Below are 19,158 nucleotides of genomic sequence, written 5' to 3'. Positions count from 1 at the left end.
CGCCCGGCATTAAGGTGACATCACACTTTGACGATATTCTCTCATCACGGGGAATTGATGCTCTACAGCCGCCACACTGCCTGATGGCGCTTCGCTTATCAGGCCTACGGAATGGCGACACAAACCGGGGAATTACCCCCTGCCGCACAACCCAGGCCTAGTCAGGCGTAGCCGCCGCCCGGCATCCACGTGACATCCTACTTTGACGACATGCTCACAGCCCGGTAGTCCCGGGCTGCTGGTCTGGACGATTACAGCTTATCGAGCAGCTTTTTGGCGTCTTTGCTCTCTTTGCTGCCTTTATTACGTTCGACCCAGTCGTTGAGGCGCTGCTTCGCTTCATCCTGCAGCTGTTTGCGCAGGATCTGGTCGACCTGCAGGCTGTAGCTCAGCGACTGCCAGTCGCCATAGATGCGCAGCGGGATGGCGGTCTGTTTCAGGCGGTCGATAAGTTTGCCCTCGCCTTTCCAGCCGCCGAGCACGCGCACGTTAAAGCGCATATCGCAGTTCTCTTTCTGCAAATCAAGCTGACCTTCGCCGGTCATCGCCATCACATCGGACTGCCCCTGCAGGCGGTTCAGCGTCACCAGCCCGTTATCCAGCGTCAGCTGGCTGCTCACGGCATCCAGGCGGGTGGCATTGTCATAGTTTTCCTGCGCCCGCACGTTGGTGCTGCGCTCCACGGCCTGTTGCACCAGCTGCTGGAAGTTAAGTCCTTCGGTTCGGGTATCGGTCATCTGGAGCTGCGCCTGGCCCTGCCAGTGACGGCGGAAATCATCCGCGTCAATGCGCGTTCCGGAAAACTCGCCGGTCAGTGACAGCTTGCCGGTCAGGCTTAATGAATAGTTGAAGGCTTTGATCAGCGAACCAATCTCCACGTTCTGCAGCGCCGGCTGGAACGTCGCCTGCGGCGTGTCGCCGCGGGCATCAAGGGTTCCGGGGAGGGAGAGCTGGCCGCCGTCGAGGTTGCCCTGCATTTTGCTGACCGTCAGCAGCCCCTGCTGATTGCTGATTTCGCTCTGCACCTGGGTGAAGTTCAGGCCGCGCCACTGCAGCTGGTCGGCGCTCAGGGCCATCCGGCCGTTAAAGCCGCGCAGGCTCTGGTAATCTTCGCGCTCATCGCTGTCGGCGATCACCGGACGCAGCGGTCGCGTCTGGCTCTGGCCCTGCGGGCTGGCGCTGCTGTCGGTCGCCGGCGAAGAGGATGCCAGCAGACTGTCAAGATTCAGGGTGGTGGCGTGCAGATCCAATGACCAGTCCGGGCGGTCTCCCAGCACCACGCTGCCGTTGCCGGTGAGGGTGCTGCCGCTGGCCATCAGGTTCAGATTATCAAAGCGCAGGGTCTTGCTATCTTCCTGCCAGCTGGCCTGCAGGCTCCCCTGACCATTGATGCCGTCGGGGGGCAGCTCGGCGCCGCGCAGCTGCCAGCTGAGCTGGCTAAAGTCGGCTTTTAACGAGTGCGGATAGTCGCCACCCTGCACGGTGGCGGAGAAGCTCAGCGCCAGGTCGCGCTGGTCGCGGTTGACGCGGCCGGAGAAATCGACGGTGGCCCGGTGGTTCTCATCCTGCTCCATCTGCAGGCGGATGTCGCGCACGGTCACCTGCTCGCCGTTCTCATGCTGGAAGAAGAGCACGCTGTCGGCCACCTGCAGCTGGCGCACGTCGTAGGACCATCCGCGGTCCTCCGGAGCCAGCGGCAGGGTGTTGTCATGCGGCACCACCGGCGCGGCGCTGTCGCGAACCGCCTCGGTTTTCGGGGTCAGCTGGATCACCGCCCCCTTGAGCATCACCTGCTTCACCTGCAGCTGGTGCGAAAGCAGCGGCAACAGCGCCACGTCGAGGCGCATGTTGTCGGCGCGGATCACCGGCTCCTCGGCGCCTCGGGCGGTCAGCGTCATGCGTCCGCTGAGAATGCTGAGCTGCGGCCAGACGTGCCAGCGCAACGGGCCATCGAGTTCAAGCTGATAACCGCTGCGCTCTGCCACCTGATGCACCATATAGGCGCGAAAATCGTTGGGATTGACCAGCAATACCAACGAGGTAAGCCCGGCGACAATGACCGCCAGCAGGATCATCAGCGTTGTCAGTATTCGTCTCATGGCACCCTCAGCAACACCCCGTTGACGTTATCAATCCTTGTCGATTCGGCTCGCCACCGCGCCCTGTTGGTCGCGATATTTGGCGTCTTCACGGCGATTATATGGCCGCGCCGCCGGGCCCGATAAGGGTTCAAAGCTCAGCGCGCCGATGGGCATCCCCGGGCGCAGCGCCAGCGGCAGTTTGCCGGAGTTGTAGAACTCAAGCACGATGCAGCCGGACCAGCCCGGGTCGATGCGGTGCGCAGTCACGTGCACCATCAGCCCCAGGCGCGCCAGCGAGGAGCGTCCGTCAAGCCAGCCCACCAGGTCGGCAGGCAGGGTGACCGACTCGTAGGTCACCGCCAGCGCCAGTTCGCCCGGATGCAGGAAAAAGGCCTCCCCTTCCGGCAGAACGATCTCTTCGCTCATCACGCGGTCCAGCGCGGCGCTGACCTCGGCCTTCGGGCCGCTTAAATCGATAAACGGCGCCGTGTGGCCGCGGAAGGTGCGGAATTTATTACCCAGCCGTACATCAACCGTCGCGCCATTAATACGCTCAACGGGCGGGCGCGGATTGATGGCCAGTCGCCCTTCATCCAACCAGGCTTCAATATCTCGGTCACACAGACGCATGGGCTTTCTCCTTATAAGGCTGCTTCCCGCACGCTTCGCGGCGGAGAGGGCAACAGGGCTACTCTTTGCACGTTACACAATTCGGCCAGGTTATTCAAAGAACTGACTGATTTTGGCCTTCAGAATATCAATCGCGATGCGGTTTTTGCCGCCGCGCGGCACGATGATGTCGGCATACTGCTTCGACGGCTCAATAAACTGCAGGAACATCGGGCGCACGGTTTTCTGATACTGGGCCATCACCGAGTCCATGGAGCGGCCGCGCTCGTTTACGTCGCGCTTAATGCGGCGCATCAGGCAAATATCGAGCGGGGTGTCGACGAAAATAGAGAAGTTGAGCTCGTTACGCAGACGCGCGTCGGTCAGCAGCAGGATCCCTTCAAGAATAATCACCTTCTTCGGCTCGACGTGAATGGTGTTCGGCGTGCGGGTATGCTCGACGTAGCTGTAGACCGGCAGTTCAATCGGCTGGCCGCTTTTCAGCATCTGCAGGTGCTGGAACAACAGACTGTGGTCCATTGAGCTCGGGTGGTCATAGTTGGTTTTGACGCGCTCTTCCATCGACAGATGACTTTGATCTTTGTAATAGCTGTCTTCCGGAATGACGCCAATATGTTCGTCGCCAACTTGTTCACGCAATTCGCGATAGAGAGTACTGGCAATAAGACTTTTGCCAGAAGCCGATGCGCCGGCGATACCTACAATGACGCACTGATGGGACATATCAGTCATAAATTTTTGCGACCTGATTAACCTGGATAGAGATGGAGGGTGGCGGCGGACCGCCAAACGCGGCAATTATAGGGATTTCAGCGTCCCGATACCAGTGGTATGCGCCCCGGACGGCTATTCCGCCGCCGGCGCCCAGTCATCGGTATACCAGATATGCAACAGCGCATAAGATCGCATCGGCTGCCAGCGGCGGGCATAGCGGGCGATGGCGGCTGGCGTCATTCCCGGAAAGCGCTGTTTAATCAGGTAGTCGTCCGGCAAAAAGATATCCTTCGCCTGCCAGCCGCGCAGGGCAAAGTAGTTTGCCGTCCAGCGGCCAATCCCGGGCAGAGTCTGCAGCTGACGCAGCCCGGCGTCGATGTCCGCTGGCGCCGTCAGGGGCAGCTCGCCGCTGAGCGCCGCCCGGGCGAGGTGGATCAGCGCCTCCGCGCGGCGAAGCGGCATCCCCAGCGCCTTCAGCCCCTGCGGATCGGCCCGGGAGAGCGCCTCCGGCGTCGGGAATAAGACATAGCCGGGGGCGTCCGCCAGCGGTTCGCCCCAGCCGGCCGCCACTTTGGCGGTGAGCCGGGCGGCCATCGCCACGCTCACCAGCTGGCCGAGCACCGCGCGCACCGCCTGTTCGAAAGCGTCCAGCGCCCCGGGCAGGCGCAGCCCCGGTCGCGCCTGCGCCAGGTCGCCCAGCGTGCGAGCGACCTGCTGCGGGTCGCAGGCCAGATCGAACAGCTGGCCAATTCGCGCATAGCAGATCTCAGCCACCGGCTGCAGCCCCGGGGAGAGCGTCACCCGCAGGCCTTGCGCCTCCTCGTCCGGCGCCAGATGAATCAGCCCGCCGTGGCCTGCTACGCGAAAGCTGCGGCTGTAGCCGCCGTCATGAAAACGCTCAACGCCAGCGACTGCACGCGCCTGCAGAAAACCAACCATCCACGCCCAGTCGTAAGGCGGGGTCCAGGGTAACAACACCATAAGCTCTCCTTTATATAGCGTTTCAATGATAGTCGCCCTTCACCGTCAGCGCCTTGCTTTTAAATTCCGGTTGTCGGCATGACGGCGATCCGCTAAAGTCGCCCCCCTTCTTCACCGGCATGGGGATTTTGCAGACGATGTTTATTGGTTTTGACTACGGCACCGCCAACTGTTCGGTGGCCGTGATGCGGGAAAACAAGCCCCAGCTGTTGACGCTGGAAAACGGCAGCGCGCTGCTGCCCTCGATGCTCTGCGCGCCGACGCGCGAAGCGGTCAGCGAGTGGCTCTATCGCCATCACAATGTGCCTACCCACAGCGACGAAAACCAGGCGCTGCTGCGCCGGGCGATTGCCGCCAACCGCGACGAAGACATCGAGGTGCTGCGCAACAGCGTGCAGTTCGGCCTCGCCTCACTGCATCAATATGTTGAAGATCCGCAAGAGGTCTACTTCGTTAAATCGCCAAAGTCCTTCCTCGGCGCCAGCGGCCTCAAGCCGCAGCAGGTGGCCCTGTTTGAAGACCTGGTCTGCGCCATGATGCTGCACATCAAACTGCAGGCGGAAAGCCAGCTGCCCGAGCAGATTGACCAGGCGGTGATTGGCCGACCGATTAACTTCCAGGGCCTCGGCGGCGACGACGCCAACGCCCAGGCGCAGGGGATCCTTGAGCGGGCCGCCCTCCGCGCCGGTTTTCGCGACGTGGTCTTCCAGTTTGAACCGGTGGCCGCCGGCCTGGATTTCGAAGCTACCCTCAATGAAGAGAAGCGGGTGCTGGTCGTCGATATCGGCGGCGGCACCACCGACTGTTCCCTGCTGCTGATGGGCCCGCAGTGGCGGGAGCGCGCCGACCGCCAGCAGAGCCTGCTCGGCCACAGCGGCTGCCGCATCGGCGGTAACGACCTCGACATTGCCCTGGCCTTTAAATGCCTGATGCCCCTTCTCGGCATGGGCGGCGAAACGGAGAAAGGCACCGCGCTGCCGATCCTCCCGTGGTGGAATGCGGTGGCGATCAACGACGTCCCGGCGCAGAGCGATTTCTACAGTACCGCCAATGGCCGACTGCTGAACGACCTGCTGCGCAGCGCCCGGGATGCCGATAAGGTGGCCCTGCTGCTGAAGGTCTGGCGTCAGCGTCTGAGCTATCGCCTGGTGCGCAGCGCCGAAGAGAGCAAAATCGCCCTCTCCAGCGCCGCCCGCGTTGAGACCGCGCTGCCGTTTATTCAGGACGAGCTGGCTACCGATATCGCTCAGCAGGGTCTGGAAGCGGCGCTGGATCAGCCTCTGGCCCGCATTATGGAGCAGGTGCAGCTCGCCCTCGACAGCAGCCAGACCACCCCGGATGTGATCTATCTTACCGGCGGTAGCGCCCGCTCGCCGCTGATCAAAAAGGCGCTGGCGGCCCGGCTGCCCGGTATTCCGCTGGCCGGTGGCGATGATTTTGGCTCGGTAACCGCCGGGCTGGCCCGCTGGGCGCAGGTGGTTTTCCGCTAGTCCCCCCCGGCGCTGCCGCGCAGCAGGTCTGTCCTGATCGTGGCGCTGCAGATTACGCTGGAATATTCCTGGTCTCCCACGCAAAATGGCCTGTTCTTCCGGACAGGCCTGTCCACTTTCCTCCGCTTCCGGGGGCGTATTATCCATACCGTAGCCAGTCGTCTGCGGTCAGTAATCTTTGCATGCCGCAAGGGGGCGTGATTGAAAAGGGTGTCTGCGATTTTCGCGGCGGTCCGGCGTTGCCGGCCGCAGTTCCTGGCAGGCTGGCTGGTCAGCTGCGGATTGCTCTTGCTGCTGGCCGCCCCACAGGCGCAGGCGGCGACGCGCCAGGTGGGCATTGATATTCCGGTCCAGTGGTACGCGGACGACAGCGGTCGGATGACCATCGATGGTTTTACTGCCCTGCCCGCGGACCGGCTCGCCACCACCCGGCAAATCCCCTCTTTTGGCTATTCACGCAAAACCCTGTGGCTGCGCAGCGAGCTGCCGGGTGATTGGTTTGCCGGCGAGTCGCGCTGGCTGCAGATTGGTCCCTCTTTCGTCGACCACCTGACTCTCTATTACCGGCCGTTGGGTAGCGACGCGCCGTGGACAGCGCGTACCTTTGGCGACCGCGACCCGGCCCGCGAGAGCGATCTTCACTATCGGGAAAGCGTGCTGATCCTCCCTCCGCCGCCGACCGCCGCCGGCTATGAGATAGTCTTTCGTCTGCAGAGCACCAGCACTCTGATCCTGCTGGCCTCGCTCTCCTCGCCGCAGACATATGTGCAACGGGCCGCCGCCGACACCGCCTTCTGGAGCTTCTATTTTGGTCTCGCGGCGGTCGCCAGCGGCGTGGCGCTGTGGCTGGCCCTGGCCCTGCGCCGGCGTCTGCTATGGGGCATCTGCTTCTTCTCGCTCAATTATCCGCTGGTGGCTGCCCTGCACGGCTTCCCGGAGTGGTTCTTCGGCCACGCCGCGCTGCCCTTCCAGGATTTTATGATCAGCAGCCTCTCGCTGTTCAGCTATGCCACCGCCCTCTGGCTACACAGTGAGATATTCGATTTAAAGAAAAATATGCCGCGGCTTTACCGGCTGCTGATCGCCGCCGTGGTGCTCAACCTGCTGCTGCAGGTCAGTATTCCGCTGGGTTTTTACGGCCTCGCGATGCAGATTGAAGGAGTGATCTTTATCATTATCACTCCGGTGCTGCTGTTCACCTCCTGGTGGCTGTGGCGCAAAAAAGCTATCGACCGCAACACCCTCCTGCTGGGGCTCCTGCCGCCGTTCTATGTCGCCGCCGCGGTGCTGGTGCAGCTGTCGATCCACGGTATTATCCCGTTTCATATGGCGATCTATTCCCTCTGGCAGTATGCGCTGATCGTCCACATCATTACGGTGCTGATCATTGCCATTCTGCGGGTGCGGGCTGAAAACCGCCAGCTGGAGCAGAAGCAGCGCCTGGCGCGCGAGCTGCAGATTGAGCGCGAGGCCAGCTTCCACCAGCGGCAGTTTATGGGCATGGTGGCGCACGAATTCCGCACCCCGCTGGCGGTGATCCAGGCGGCGCTGGAGAATCTCCGCCTCTCGGCAGCTTCCGCCAGCCAGGAGGCGCGCTTCGATCGCATCGGCCGCGCCGCCACCCGTCTGGTACAGCTCACCGATAACTGCCTCGCCGACGCGCGCCTCGCCTCCCACGATCTGCACGTCGACCGCCAGCAGACCGCCCTGCTGGCGGTGATCAACATGGCCGCCTCGGTGGTGGCCATCTCCCATGATCACTACCTGAACATCCGCCATCACGGCGCGGTGGAAAGCCCCCAGCTGCAGGCCGATGCCGGCCTGCTGTGCATCGCCATCGCTAACCTGCTGGATAACGCGGTCAAGTATTCGCCGCCGGGCGAAATCACCATCGATATTCACGCTGATGCCGGGCAAACAGAGCTGCGCATTCGCGACTACGGCCCTGGGCTCCCCGCCGGACAGGCGGAACTGATCTTTGAGCGCTATCGCCGCGGGGAACATACGTCGCCGGTGCCGGGCGGCACCGGTCTCGGACTGTATGTTGCGCGTCAGATCGTGCAGGCTCATGATGGCAAACTGTGGCTGGCCGAGCATGGCCCGGACGGCTGCACCTTTATTCTCACCCTCCCCACGGTTGCTTAAGAGGAGAACGACGCATGGCTTTACGGCTGGCGATAATTGAAGATAACCCCGATCTGCTGGATGAACTGCTGGCCTGGTTGGGCTATCGCGGCTTCGAGGTATGGGGGACGCGGAGCGCTGAGGCCTTCTGGCGGCAACTGCACAGCCATCCGGTGGACATCGTGCTGATTGATATCGGTCTGCCCGGCGAGGATGGCTTCAGCGTGCTGAGCTACCTGCACGAGCTGGGGCACTACGGTCTGGTGGTGGTCAGCGCCCGCGGCCAACAGCAGGATAAACTGCAGGCGCTGAGCCTCGGGGCCGATGCCTATCTGATCAAGCCGGTTAACTTCGCCCATCTCGCGGAGACCCTGACCGCCCTCGGCGCCCGCCTGCAGCAGGATCGGCCGGCCCCTCAGCAGCCAGAGATGGCCAGCGCCGCCCCCGCTCCCGCTCCCGCTACCGGACTGTGGCGTCTGCATGAGGATAAACTGATCTCCCCAGACGCCCGGACGCTGGAATTAACCCAGCAGGAATATCGCCTGGTGGAACTCTTAATGCGCAATCGCAACGAAGTGTGTAGCAAACTGGATCTTCATGCTTGCCTGTTTGCCCATGAAAGCGAGCCTGACCTGCACCGTATCGACGTGGTGGTTAGCCGCCTGCGCCACAAGGCTCGCCAGCAGGGGATCCACCTGCCCGTACGCGCAATCTTTGGTAAGGGGCTGGCCTTTATCTCCTGAACGACGGGGCATGTCGGCGGCCGCGCGGGATATGAATGACTCGCAAGTGTTAATTTTTCTCATTTTCTGAGAGAAATGAGAGGAATGAGACTGACGATAACCTTAAGAACTTTCTTATAGTGCTACTACATCAGGATGATGTCGTATGATTTTCATCGGACAGAAAAGCATATAACAAAACGTATTAGCCGTTCGCGGCAAATTCTGACACCATGCAACACAAACAAGGTATAAACAATGGCCATGCAAACGTGGTTAGTTTTATTGCTATGCATTTTTTTCTTCAGCATCTCTGTATACAGTTTTATTTCCTATCTGAAAGACAGGAGACGGCAGAAATTTACCTTTAACGATAAGCGTTCAATGCGTCGTAAATAATTCACTGTAGAATAATAAAAACATATTGTAGGTACTTTAATACAGTCAACACACCGCATACGCCCGGAGGATGTGTCACAGCATGGCGTTATGTTTTTGCGTAAGGAAATAACGCCATGAGAAACATTAATGTCACCATCAACACCCGCAATACCTTTGTCCGTGAATCGCTGATGGCTATGGTCAATGACCTCACGCAGGGCGAAATACGGGCGCGTTTTTCCTGGCGTAATAATGACCTGTCAGGGGAAGACATCATCATTTGCGAAGTGATCCCCGGCGAAATCTACCTGTGCAATACGCTGATTAAAAACAGGAAAAAAGGCAGTTCGCTGATTATCCTCCACAGCTACGACCAGTTGCCGGAAGATGATTTCATGATTAACTGCCTGAAAGGGGTTATTTTTGTTTCGCTAAAAACCGCCAGTATTCCGCAACTGCTGACAATCATTAAAAGCGAGCTCCAGCATTGTATGAGCCCGTCAGCCACCGACGCCGCGGGTCGGGAACTCAGCTGCGCCAGCTGCCCGCACCGCGTGCTGTCGCGCTCGCAGACCGCCGTGGTGCACGGTATTCTCGAAGGGATGGATATGAGTAAAATCGCCGCCCTGCAGCGCGTCAGTCCCCGTACCGCCGCCTATCATAAAAATAAGATTATGGAAAAATACAGTCTGAATAATAACCATGACTTTTTCCAGTTTATGAATCTGTTACGAGAGCGCTGGTAGCTAAATAGCGAGCAGAAGAGAATAAGATATTCGCCTGGCGATATTGTCGTAAATCCGAAAATAGCCACAGGATGCTAAAAAAGCGCCAGCGCTGCCAGACATAACGTTAAACTCTGACGCTTCCTCGGTATAAAGACGTTACCGCGCGCCTTTATATAAGAAAAAAGACTATTTACGAGGAAAACTGATACTTCGTCACATTGCCCCTGACGTGCCTGTCAGGGGTCTTTTTTTCGGTGTGGAATGGCGCCCTCTGCGCGAGGGCGCGGCAGGATCAGGCTTCCACTTTCTCCACTTGCCAGTCCGGCTGCGCTTCCTCGTCGGTCATCAGACCTTCGTTTTTCGACAGCATAGCGGTGGCGATGCCGTTACCCAGTACGTTGATGGCGGAGCGCCCCATATCGAGGAAATGGTCGATGCCCATCAGCAGCAGGATCCCGGCAACCGGGATATGGAAGCTGGGGATAGTGGCCGCCAGCACCACCAGCGCCGAGCGCGGTACCCCGGCGATGCCTTTCGAGGCCAGCATCAGGGTCAACATCATGACCGTAATCTCGCTAAAGCTCAGCGGGACGTTATAGGCCTGGGCGATAAACATCGCGGCGAAGGAGCAGTAGACCATCGAGCCGACGAGATTAAACGAGTAGCCAATCGGCAGAACGAACGAGACGATATTGCGCGAACAGCCAAACTTCACCAGCCGTTCGAGGGTCTTCGGATAGGCCGCCTCCGAGCTGCTGGTGGTAAAGGCTACCAGCACCGGATCTTTCAGCATGTTCAGCAGACGGAAGACCTCTTTCTTCAGCACCATATAGCCGACGGCAATCAGCACCGCGCTGGTCAGCAGCACCGCCAGGTAATAACCGCCGATGAACGAAGCGTAGTTGAGTAATATCCCCAACCCCTGCGAGGCAATCACCGACGAGATGGCGGCGAAAATAGCCAGCGGCGCAACGTACATCACATAGCCGGTCACCTTCAGCATAATGTGCGACACCACGTTTAGGGCCGCCACCAGCGGAGCATTAAACTTCTCGCCCAGCGACGCGCCGGCGATGCCAAAGAACATCGAGAACACCACGATCTGCAGGATCTCGTTGTTGGCCATCGCCTCGGTGATGCTGGTAGGGATGGTATGCGACAGGAACCCTTTCAGGGTCATGCCGCTGACCGCCAGGCCGGTATCCACCGCCTCTTTCGGTACCGTCAGGTTCAGCCCGGCGCCCGGGTGCTGGAAGGTGACGATCACCAGCCCGACGAGAATGGATAATACCGATGAAGTGATAAACCACACCATCGCCTTACCGCCCACCCGGCCGATGGTCGCCGTCTCGCCGAGGCGCATGATCCCGACCGTCAGGGTGCTGAACACCAAGGGCGCGATAACCATTTTGATTAAGCGCAGAAACAGATCGGTCAGCAGCGTGATGTTGTCTGCCCAGGCGGAGATAGTAGTCGGCGTCGCGTAGGCATGGATAGCCGCGCCGGAGAGGATCCCCATCAGCATAAAAACGACGATGAAGAGCGTGAGTTTGTTTGCGTTTGCCACAGCAATGACCCCTGATTATTTAACACGTTGATTTTTAAGTGCATATTTTATTATTATGAGAATGCACTGATTTATTCACCGCATAAATCTAATTAAAGCCCCCGCGGATACAACTATTTTTTGCTTTTTTAAACTAAAAGTTGATATCACACCGGAAATCAGCGGCGAGAACGCCCGGCGTCGCGGCCGTTATCCAGACATTTCTCAACCTTCTTTTCATAATTCCTCCATTTTTACGGCCCCTTCCCTCACTAAACTAGTATCATTCAGCGAAACGCTTCAGGATGAGACCGTAAACTAATGAAAGGCAGTAACATACGTCGTTGGGGCGCCGCGCTGGCGGTAGTGATTATCGCCGGGGCCGCCTACTGGTTCTGGCACGATCGTGGAACGAGCGGCAGCGGGACGCCCGCCGCCGGGCAGGGTCCGCAGGGTCCGGGCGGCGCGCGCCATGGCCGCTTTGGCGGCGCGCTGGCGCCGGTGCAGGCCGCCACCGCGACCGAACAAGCGGTCCCGCGCTATCTCACCGGGCTGGGTACCGTGACGGCAGCCAATACCGTCACCGTGCGCAGCCGGGTCGACGGCCAGCTGCTTAGCCTTCACTTCCAGGAGGGTCAGCAGGTCAAAGCCGGCGATCTGCTGGCGCAGATCGATCCCAGCCAGTTTAAAGTCGCCCTCGCCCAGGCGCAGGGTCAGCTGGCGAAAGATAACGCCACTCTGGCGAATGCCCGCCGCGATCTCGCCCGTTACCAGCAGCTGGTGAAAACCAATCTCGTCTCCCGCCAGGAGCTCGACACCCAGCAGTCGCTGGTGGTGGAATCCGCTGGCACCGTAAAAGCCGATGAAGCAGCCGTCGCCAGCGCCCAGCTGCAGCTCGACTGGACGCGCATTACCGCGCCGATCGACGGCCGCGTCGGCTTAAAGCAGGTCGATATCGGCAACCAAATTTCCAGCGGGGATACCACCGGGATTGTGGTTCTCACCCAGACGCATCCGATCGACGTGGTCTTTACCCTGCCGGAAAACAGCATCGCCACGGTGGTGCAGGCGCAGAAAGCGGGTAAAGCGCTCAGCGTCGAAGCCTGGGACCGTACCAATAAGCAGAAAATCAGCGTCGGGGAGCTGCTGAGCCTCGACAACCAGATCGATGCGACCACCGGGACCATCAAGCTGAAGGCGCGCTTCAGCAATCTGGACGACGCCCTGTTCCCCAACCAGTTCGTTAACGCCCGCCTGCTGGTGGACACCCAGCAGAACGCGGTAGTCATCCCTGCCGCCGCTCTGCAGATGGGCAACGAAGGGCATTTTGTATGGGTGCTGAACGATGAGAATAAGGTCAGCAAACACAGCGTCACCCCGGGGATCCAGGACAGCCAGAAAGTGGTCATCAGCGCCGGGCTTTCCGCCGGGGATCGCGTGGTCACCGACGGGATTGACCGCCTGACCGAAGGGGCGAAAGTGGAAGTTGTCACCGCCAGCGGCAGCGAGCAAACGCAGCCCGCCCCGCGCCAGAGCGGTAAACACGGAGCGCGTTCCTGATGCAGGTGTTACCCCCAGGCCGCACCGGCGGCCCGTCCCGGCTGTTTATTATGCGTCCGGTGGCCACCACTCTGCTGATGGTGGCGATCCTGTTAGCCGGGATCATAGGCTACCGCTTTCTGCCGGTCTCCGCGTTACCGGAGGTGGATTACCCGACCATTCAGGTAGTCACCCTCTATCCGGGCGCCAGCCCGGACGTGGTGACCTCCGCCATCACCGCCCCGCTGGAACGCCAGTTCGGCCAGATGTCCGGGCTTAAGCAGATGTCATCGCAAAGTTCCGGCGGCGCCTCGGTCGTCACGCTCCAGTTCCAGCTGACCCTGCCGCTGGACGTTGCCGAGCAGGAAGTGCAGGCGGCCATCAACGCCGCCACCAACCTGCTGCCGAACGATCTGCCCAACCCGCCGGTCTACAGCAAGGTGAACCCGGCGGATCCGCCGATCATGACCCTCGCCGTTACCTCCTCCGCGATCCCGATGACCCAGGTAGAGGATATGGTGGAGACGCGGGTGGCGCAGAAGATCTCTCAGGTTTCCGGCGTCGGTCTGGTGACCCTCGCCGGCGGCCAGCGCCCGGCGGTGCGGGTGAAGCTTAACGCCCAGGCCATCGCCGCCCTCGGCCTGACCAGCGAAACCGTGCGCACCGCCATCACCAGCGCCAACGTTAACTCGGCGAAAGGCAGCCTCGACGGCCCGGCCCGCGCGGTAACGCTTTCCGCTAACGATCAGATGCAGTCCGCTGAGGATTACCGCCGCCTGATTATCGCTTATCAGAACGGGGCGCCGATCCGGCTCGGCGATGTCGCCAGCGTCGAACAAGGGGCCGAAAACAGCTGGCTGGGGGCGTGGGCCAACCAGCAGCGGGCGATCGTGATGAACGTCCAGCGCCAGCCGGGGGCCAACATCATCGACACCGCCGACAGCATTCGCCAGATGCTGCCGCAGCTCACCGAAAGCCTGCCGAAATCGGTGAAGGTGCAGGTTCTCTCCGACCGGACCACCAACATTCGCGCCTCGGTGCGCGACACCCAGTTTGAGCTGATGCTGGCCATCGCCCTGGTGGTGATGATCATCTACCTGTTCCTGCGCAACGTGCCGGCGACCATTATTCCCGGCGTCGCGGTGCCGCTGTCGCTGGTGGGCACCTTCGCGGTGATGGTGTTCCTCGACTTCTCGATCAACAACCTGACGCTGATGGCCCTGACCATCGCCACCGGCTTTGTGGTGGATGACGCCATCGTGGTGATCGAGAACATCTCGCGCTATATCGAGAAAGGCGAGAAGCCGCTGGCCGCTGCGCTGAAAGGCGCGGGAGAAATCGGCTTCACCATCATCTCCCTCACCTTCTCGCTGATCGCGGTGCTGATCCCGCTGCTGTTTATGGGCGATATCGTCGGCCGCCTGTTCCGCGAATTCGCCGTTACCCTTGCCGTCGCCATCCTGATCTCGGCGGTGGTCTCCCTGACCCTGACGCCGATGATGTGCGCCCGCATGTTAAGCCACGAATCGCTGCGTAAGCAGAACCGCTTCTCGCGGGCCAGCGAGCGCTTCTTCGACCGGGTGATCGCCGTCTATGGCCGCTGGCTGAGCCGGGTGCTGAACCATCCTTGGCTGACGCTCGGCGTCGCCCTGAGCACCCTGGCGCTGTCGATTCTGCTGTGGGTCTTTATCCCGAAAGGCTTTTTCCCGATCCAGGATAACGGCATTATCCAGGGCACCCTCCAGGCGCCGCAGTCGGTCTCCTTCGCCAGTATGGCCCAGCGCCAGCAGCAGGTTTCCGACATTATTCTCAAGGATCCGGCGGTGGAGAGCCTGACCTCGTTCGTCGGCGTCGACGGCACCAACCCGGCGCTGAACAGCGCCCGCCTGCAGATCAACCTCAAGCCGCTGGATGAACGCGACGACCGCGTCCAGACGGTGATTAGCCGTCTGCAGCAGGCGGTGGCCGGCGTCCCGGGCGTGGCGCTCTATCTGCAGCCGACCCAGGATCTGACCATCGACACCACGGTGAGCCGCACCCAGTACCAGTTCACTCTGCAGGCGAACTCCCTCGAGGCGTTGAGCACCTGGGTGCCGCCGCTGCTCAGTCGCCTGCAGGCCCAGCCGCAGCTGGCCGACGTCAGCAGCGACTGGCAGGACAAAGGCCTGGCCGCCTATATCAAGGTGGACAGGGACAGCGCCAGCCGCCTCGGCATCTCGATGGCCGATGTCGATAACGCGCTGTACAACGCCTTCGGCCAGCGGCTGATCTCCACCATTTACACCCAGGCGAATCAGTATCGCGTGGTGCTAGAGCAGGATACCGAGGCGACCCCGGGCCTGGCGGCGCTGGATAATATCCGCCTGACCAGCAGCGACGGCGGCATCGTGCCGCTGACCGCCATCGCCACGGTGGAGCAGCGCTTTACCCCGCTGTCGGTGAACCACCTCGATCAGTTCCCGGTGACCACCATCTCGTTTAACGTTCCGGACAACTACTCGCTGGGCGAAGCGGTAGAGGCAATCCTCACCGCCGAACAGTCGCTGGATTTCCCGAGCGATATTCGCACTCAGTTCCAGGGCAGCTCGCTGGCCTTCCAGTCGGCGCTGGGCAGCACCGTCTGGCTGGTCGTGGCCGCGGTGGTGGCGATGTATATCGTGCTGGGGGTGCTATATGAGAGCTTTATCCATCCGATCACCATTCTCTCCACTCTGCCCACGGCCGGGGTCGGGGCGCTGCTGGCGCTGTGGCTGGCGGGCAGCGAGCTGGACGTGATCGCCATCATCGGCATCATTCTGCTGATCGGCATCGTAAAGAAGAACGCCATCATGATGATCGACTTCGCGCTGGCCGCCGAGCGCGAGCAGGGCATGCCGCCGCGGGAGGCGATCTACCAGGCCTGTCTGCTCCGCTTCCGACCGATCCTGATGACCACCCTCGCCGCCCTGCTCGGCGCCCTGCCGCTGATGCTGAGCACCGGCGTCGGCGCGGAGCTGCGGCGTCCGTTGGGGATCGGCATGGTTGGCGGCCTGATGCTCAGCCAGGTGCTGACCCTGTTCACCACCCCGGTGATCTATCTGCTGTTCGACCGCCTGTCGCTGCACCTGAAGCGCCGCTTCCCGCGTCAGGAAGAGGAGGCGTAAGTGAAGTTTTTCGCCCTCTTCATTTACCGCCCGGTGGCGACGATCCTCATCTCGCTGGCCATCACCCTGTGCGGCATTCTCGGCTTCCGGCTGCTGCCGGTGGCCCCGCTGCCGCAGGTCGATTTCCCGGTGATTATGGTCAGCGCCTCGCTGCCGGGGGCCTCGCCGGAGACCATGGCCTCGTCGGTGGCCACCCCGCTGGAGCGCTCCCTGGGGCGGATTGCCGGGGTCAATGAGATGACCTCCTCCAGTTCACTCGGCAGCACCCGCATCATTCTCGAGTTTAACTTCGACCGCGATATCAACGGCGCGGCGCGCGATGTCCAGGCAGCGATCAACGCCGCGCAAAGCCTGCTGCCGAGCGGGATGCCCAGCCGGCCGACCTACCGCAAAGCCAACCCGTCGGATGCGCCGATCATGATCCTGACGCTGACCTCCGACACCTACTCCCAGGGTGAGCTGTATGATTTCGCCTCCACCCAGCTGGCGCAGACCATCGCGCAGATTGACGGCGTCGGCGATGTCGACGTCGGCGGCAGCTCCCTGCCGGCGGTGCGCGTCGACCTCAACCCGCAGGCGCTGTTCAACCAGGGCGTGTCGCTGGACGCGGTGCGCACCGCCATCAGCGACGCCAACGTGCGCAAGCCGCAGGGGGCGCTGGAGGACAGCGCCCACCGCTGGCAGGTGCATACCAACGATGAGCTGAAGACCGCCGCCGACTATCAGCCGCTGATCGTCCACTACCAGAACGGCGCCGCGGTGCGGCTGGGGGATGTTGCCACCGTCTCAGATTCGGTGCAGGACGTGCGCAACGCCGGGATGACCAACGCCAAGCCGGCGATCCTGCTGATGATCCGCAAACTGCCGGAAGCCAATATCATTCAGACGGTGGACAGCATCCGCGCCCGCCTGCCGGAGCTACAGCAGACCATCCCGGCGGCCATCGACCTGCAGATCGCCCAGGATCGCTCGCCGACCATCCGCGCCTCGCTGGAGGAGGTGGAGCAGACGCTGGTGATTTCGGTGGCGCTGGTGATCCTGGTGGTGTTCCTGTTCCTGCGCTCCGGACGCGCCACGCTGATCCCCGCCGTCGCCGTTCCGGTTTCCTTAATCGGCACCTTCGCCGCGATGTACTTATGCGGTTTCAGCCTCAATAACCTGTCGCTGATGGCCCTGACTATCGCCACCGGCTTCGTGGTGGATGACGCCATCGTGGTGCTGGAGAATATCTCCCGCCATCTGGAGGCGGGGATGAAACCGCTGCAGGCGGCGCTGCAGGGAAGCCGCGAGGTCGGCTTTACCGTCCTGTCGATGAGCTTGTCGCTGGTGGCGGTGTTTCTACCGCTGCTGCTGATGGGCGGCCTGCCGGGCCGCCTGCTGCGCGAGTTCGCCGTCACCCTGTCGGTGGCGATCGGCATCTCGCTGGCGGTCTCCCTCACCCTGACGCCGATGATGTGCGGCTGGCTGCTAAAAAGCGGCAAACCCCACCAGCCGACGCGCAACCGCGGCTTTGGCCGCCTGCTGGTGGCCGTACAGGGCGGCTATGGTAAATCGTTAAAATGGGTGCTGAAGCACAGCCGCCTGACCGGCCTGGTGGTGCTGGGCACCATTGCCCTCAGCGTCTGGCTCTATATCTCGATCCCGAAAACCTTCTTCCCGGAGCAGGACACCGGCGTGCTGATGGGCGGCATTCAGGCCGACCAGAGCATCTCCTTCCAGGCGATGCGCGGCAAGCTGCAGGACTTTATGAAAATCATTCGCGAAGATCCGGCAGTGGATAACGTCACCGGATTTACCGGCGGCTCGCGGGTCAACAGCGGGATGATGTTTATCACCCTCAAGCCGCGCGACCAGCGCCACGAGACGGCGCAGCAGGTGATCGACCGGCTGCGCAAAAAGCTGGCCAACGAGCCCGGGGCTAACCTGTTCCTGATGGCGGTGCAGGATATCCGCGTCGGTGGCCGGCAGTCGAACGCCAGCTATCAGTACACCCTGCTGTCCGATGACCTGTCGGCGCTGCGCGAGTGGGAGCCGAAGATCCGCAAAGCGCTGGCGGCGCTGCCTGAGCTGGCGGACGTCAACTCGGATCAGCAGGACAATGGCGCCGAAATGGACCTGGTCTATGACCGGGATACCATGTCGCGCCTCGGCATCAGCGTTCAGGACGCCAACAACCTGCTGAACAACGCCTTCGGCCAGCGGCAGATCTCCACCATCTACCAGCCGCTTAACCAGTACAAGGTGGTGATGGAGGTGGATCCGGCCTACACCCAGGACGTCAGCGCCCTGGATAAGATGTTTGTCATCAACAGCGAGGGCAAGCCGATCCCGCTGGCCTACTTCGCCAAATGGCAGCCGGCCAACGCCCCGCTGTCGGTGAACCACCAGGGGCTGTCGGCGGCGTCCACAATCTCCTTTAACCTGCCCACCGGCCGCTCGCTGTCGGAAGCCAGCGAGGCGATTAACCGCGCGATGACCCAGCTCGGGGTGCCGTCCACCGTACGTGGCTCATTTGCCGGTACCGCTCAGGTGTTCCAGCAGACCATGAACGCGCAGGTGATCCTGATCCTCGCGGCCATTGCCACGGTCTATATCGTGCTGGGGATGCTCTACGAGAGCTATGTACATCCGTTGACCATCCTTTCGACGCTACCCTCCGCCGGGGTGGGCGCGCTGCTGGCGCTGGAGATATTCGATGCCCCGTTCAGCCTAATCGCCCTTATCGGGATCATGTTATTAATTGGCATCGTGAAGAAAAACGCCATCATGATGGTTGATTTTGCCCTTGAGGCGCAGCGCACCGGCAACCTGACGCCGGAAGAGGCGATTTTCCAGGCCTGCCTGCTGCGTTTCCGGCCGATTATGATGACCACCCTCGCCGCGCTGTTCGGCGCCCTGCCGCTGGTGCTCTCCGGCGGCGACGGCTCCGAACTGCGCCAGCCGCTGGGGATCACTATCGTCGGCGGTCTGGTGATGAGCCAGCTGTTAACGCTCTACACCACGCCGGTGGTCTATCTTTTCTTTGACCGTTTGCGGCTGCGTTTTTCGCGTCATTCCACTCAACCGGTAAGCGAATAAG

13 protein-coding genes are annotated in these 19,158 nt (G+C 61.3%); 8 read left to right on the top strand and 5 right to left on the bottom strand.

The window, feature by feature from the left end; genetic code table 11:
- Positions 1-251 precede the first annotated feature (251 nt).
- From asmA to alkA, 4 genes are all read right to left on the bottom strand, one after another.
- Positions 252-2,099: an outer membrane assembly protein AsmA gene (gene asmA, locus ABLV76_RS20285; protein WP_032456373.1), complete on the bottom strand. Its 1,848-nt coding sequence runs from the start codon at positions 2,097-2,099 to the stop codon at positions 252-254.
- Positions 2,100-2,129: 30 nt separating this feature from the next.
- On the bottom strand, positions 2,130-2,711 hold the full coding sequence (dcd, locus tag ABLV76_RS20280) for a dCTP deaminase (protein ID WP_004151145.1): 582 nt from the start codon (positions 2,709-2,711) through the stop codon (positions 2,130-2,132).
- A 90-nt stretch (positions 2,712-2,801) separates the two neighbouring features.
- Complete coding sequence (gene udk / locus ABLV76_RS20275; protein ID WP_002912442.1) at positions 2,802-3,443, bottom strand: uridine kinase; 642 nt, start codon at positions 3,441-3,443, stop codon at positions 2,802-2,804.
- 114 nt (positions 3,444-3,557) lie between these two features.
- Entirely contained in the window at positions 3,558-4,406 is an 849-nt protein-coding gene (gene alkA / locus ABLV76_RS20270) for a DNA-3-methyladenine glycosylase 2 (protein WP_048295154.1), read from the bottom strand.
- Between the two features lie 137 nt (positions 4,407-4,543).
- On the opposite strand from alkA, the gene yegD reads away from it, so the two are divergent.
- The 5 genes from yegD to ABLV76_RS20245 all read left to right on the top strand — a co-directional run bounded on the left by yegD (position 4,544) and on the right by ABLV76_RS20245 (position 9,869).
- Positions 4,544-5,896: a molecular chaperone gene (yegD, locus tag ABLV76_RS20265; protein ID WP_064157328.1), complete on the top strand. Its 1,353-nt coding sequence runs from the start codon at positions 4,544-4,546 to the stop codon at positions 5,894-5,896.
- A gap of 288 nt (positions 5,897-6,184) precedes the next feature.
- On the top strand, positions 6,185-8,041 hold the full coding sequence (locus ABLV76_RS20260) for a sensor histidine kinase (RefSeq protein ID WP_062914209.1): 1,857 nt from the start codon (positions 6,185-6,187) through the stop codon (positions 8,039-8,041).
- Positions 8,042-8,055: 14 nt separating this feature from the next.
- Positions 8,056-8,763 (top strand): response regulator transcription factor, encoded by a 708-nt coding sequence (locus tag ABLV76_RS20255; protein WP_017899363.1) that lies wholly within the window; start codon positions 8,056-8,058, stop codon positions 8,761-8,763.
- A 237-nt stretch (positions 8,764-9,000) separates the two neighbouring features.
- Positions 9,001-9,141: a small membrane protein gene (locus tag ABLV76_RS20250; protein WP_004146563.1), complete on the top strand. Its 141-nt coding sequence runs from the start codon at positions 9,001-9,003 to the stop codon at positions 9,139-9,141.
- Positions 9,142-9,257: 116 nt separating this feature from the next.
- Positions 9,258-9,869, top strand: coding sequence for a LuxR C-terminal-related transcriptional regulator (locus ABLV76_RS20245; RefSeq protein WP_004201550.1), 612 nt, complete (start codon positions 9,258-9,260; stop codon positions 9,867-9,869).
- Between the two features lie 274 nt (positions 9,870-10,143).
- On the opposite strand, the gene ABLV76_RS20240 is transcribed toward ABLV76_RS20245, so the two are convergent.
- The gene (locus ABLV76_RS20240) at positions 10,144-11,418 is read right to left on the bottom strand and encodes a dicarboxylate/amino acid:cation symporter (RefSeq protein WP_043520386.1); all 1,275 of its coding nucleotides are present in this window, start codon (positions 11,416-11,418) and stop codon (positions 10,144-10,146) included.
- A gap of 300 nt (positions 11,419-11,718) precedes the next feature.
- Here ABLV76_RS20240 and ABLV76_RS20235 point away from each other — a divergent pair, with 300 nt between their 5' ends.
- From ABLV76_RS20235 to mdtC, 3 genes are read left to right on the top strand one after another with little or no spacing between them, the layout of a single operon-like run.
- A complete protein-coding gene (locus ABLV76_RS20235; RefSeq protein ID WP_062914145.1) occupies positions 11,719-12,957 on the top strand; it encodes an MdtA/MuxA family multidrug efflux RND transporter periplasmic adaptor subunit in 1,239 nt (412 codons plus the stop codon).
- Positions 12,957-16,079, top strand: coding sequence for an MdtB/MuxB family multidrug efflux RND transporter permease subunit (locus ABLV76_RS20230; RefSeq protein ID WP_017899361.1), 3,123 nt, complete (start codon positions 12,957-12,959; stop codon positions 16,077-16,079). The genes ABLV76_RS20235 and ABLV76_RS20230 overlap by 1 nt, the downstream gene beginning before the upstream one ends.
- Positions 16,080-19,157, top strand: a complete 3,078-nt coding sequence (gene mdtC / locus ABLV76_RS20225) for a multidrug efflux RND transporter permease subunit MdtC (protein ID WP_004201555.1) — start codon at positions 16,080-16,082, stop codon at positions 19,155-19,157.
- Position 19,158 lies beyond the last annotated feature (1 nt).

The sequence above is a fragment of the Klebsiella sp. GB_Kp047 genome (assembly GCF_040065235.1).
GTDB lineage: Bacteria > Pseudomonadota > Gammaproteobacteria > Enterobacterales > Enterobacteriaceae > Klebsiella > Klebsiella quasipneumoniae.
This window is presented reverse-complemented; position numbering and strand designations above follow the sequence as displayed.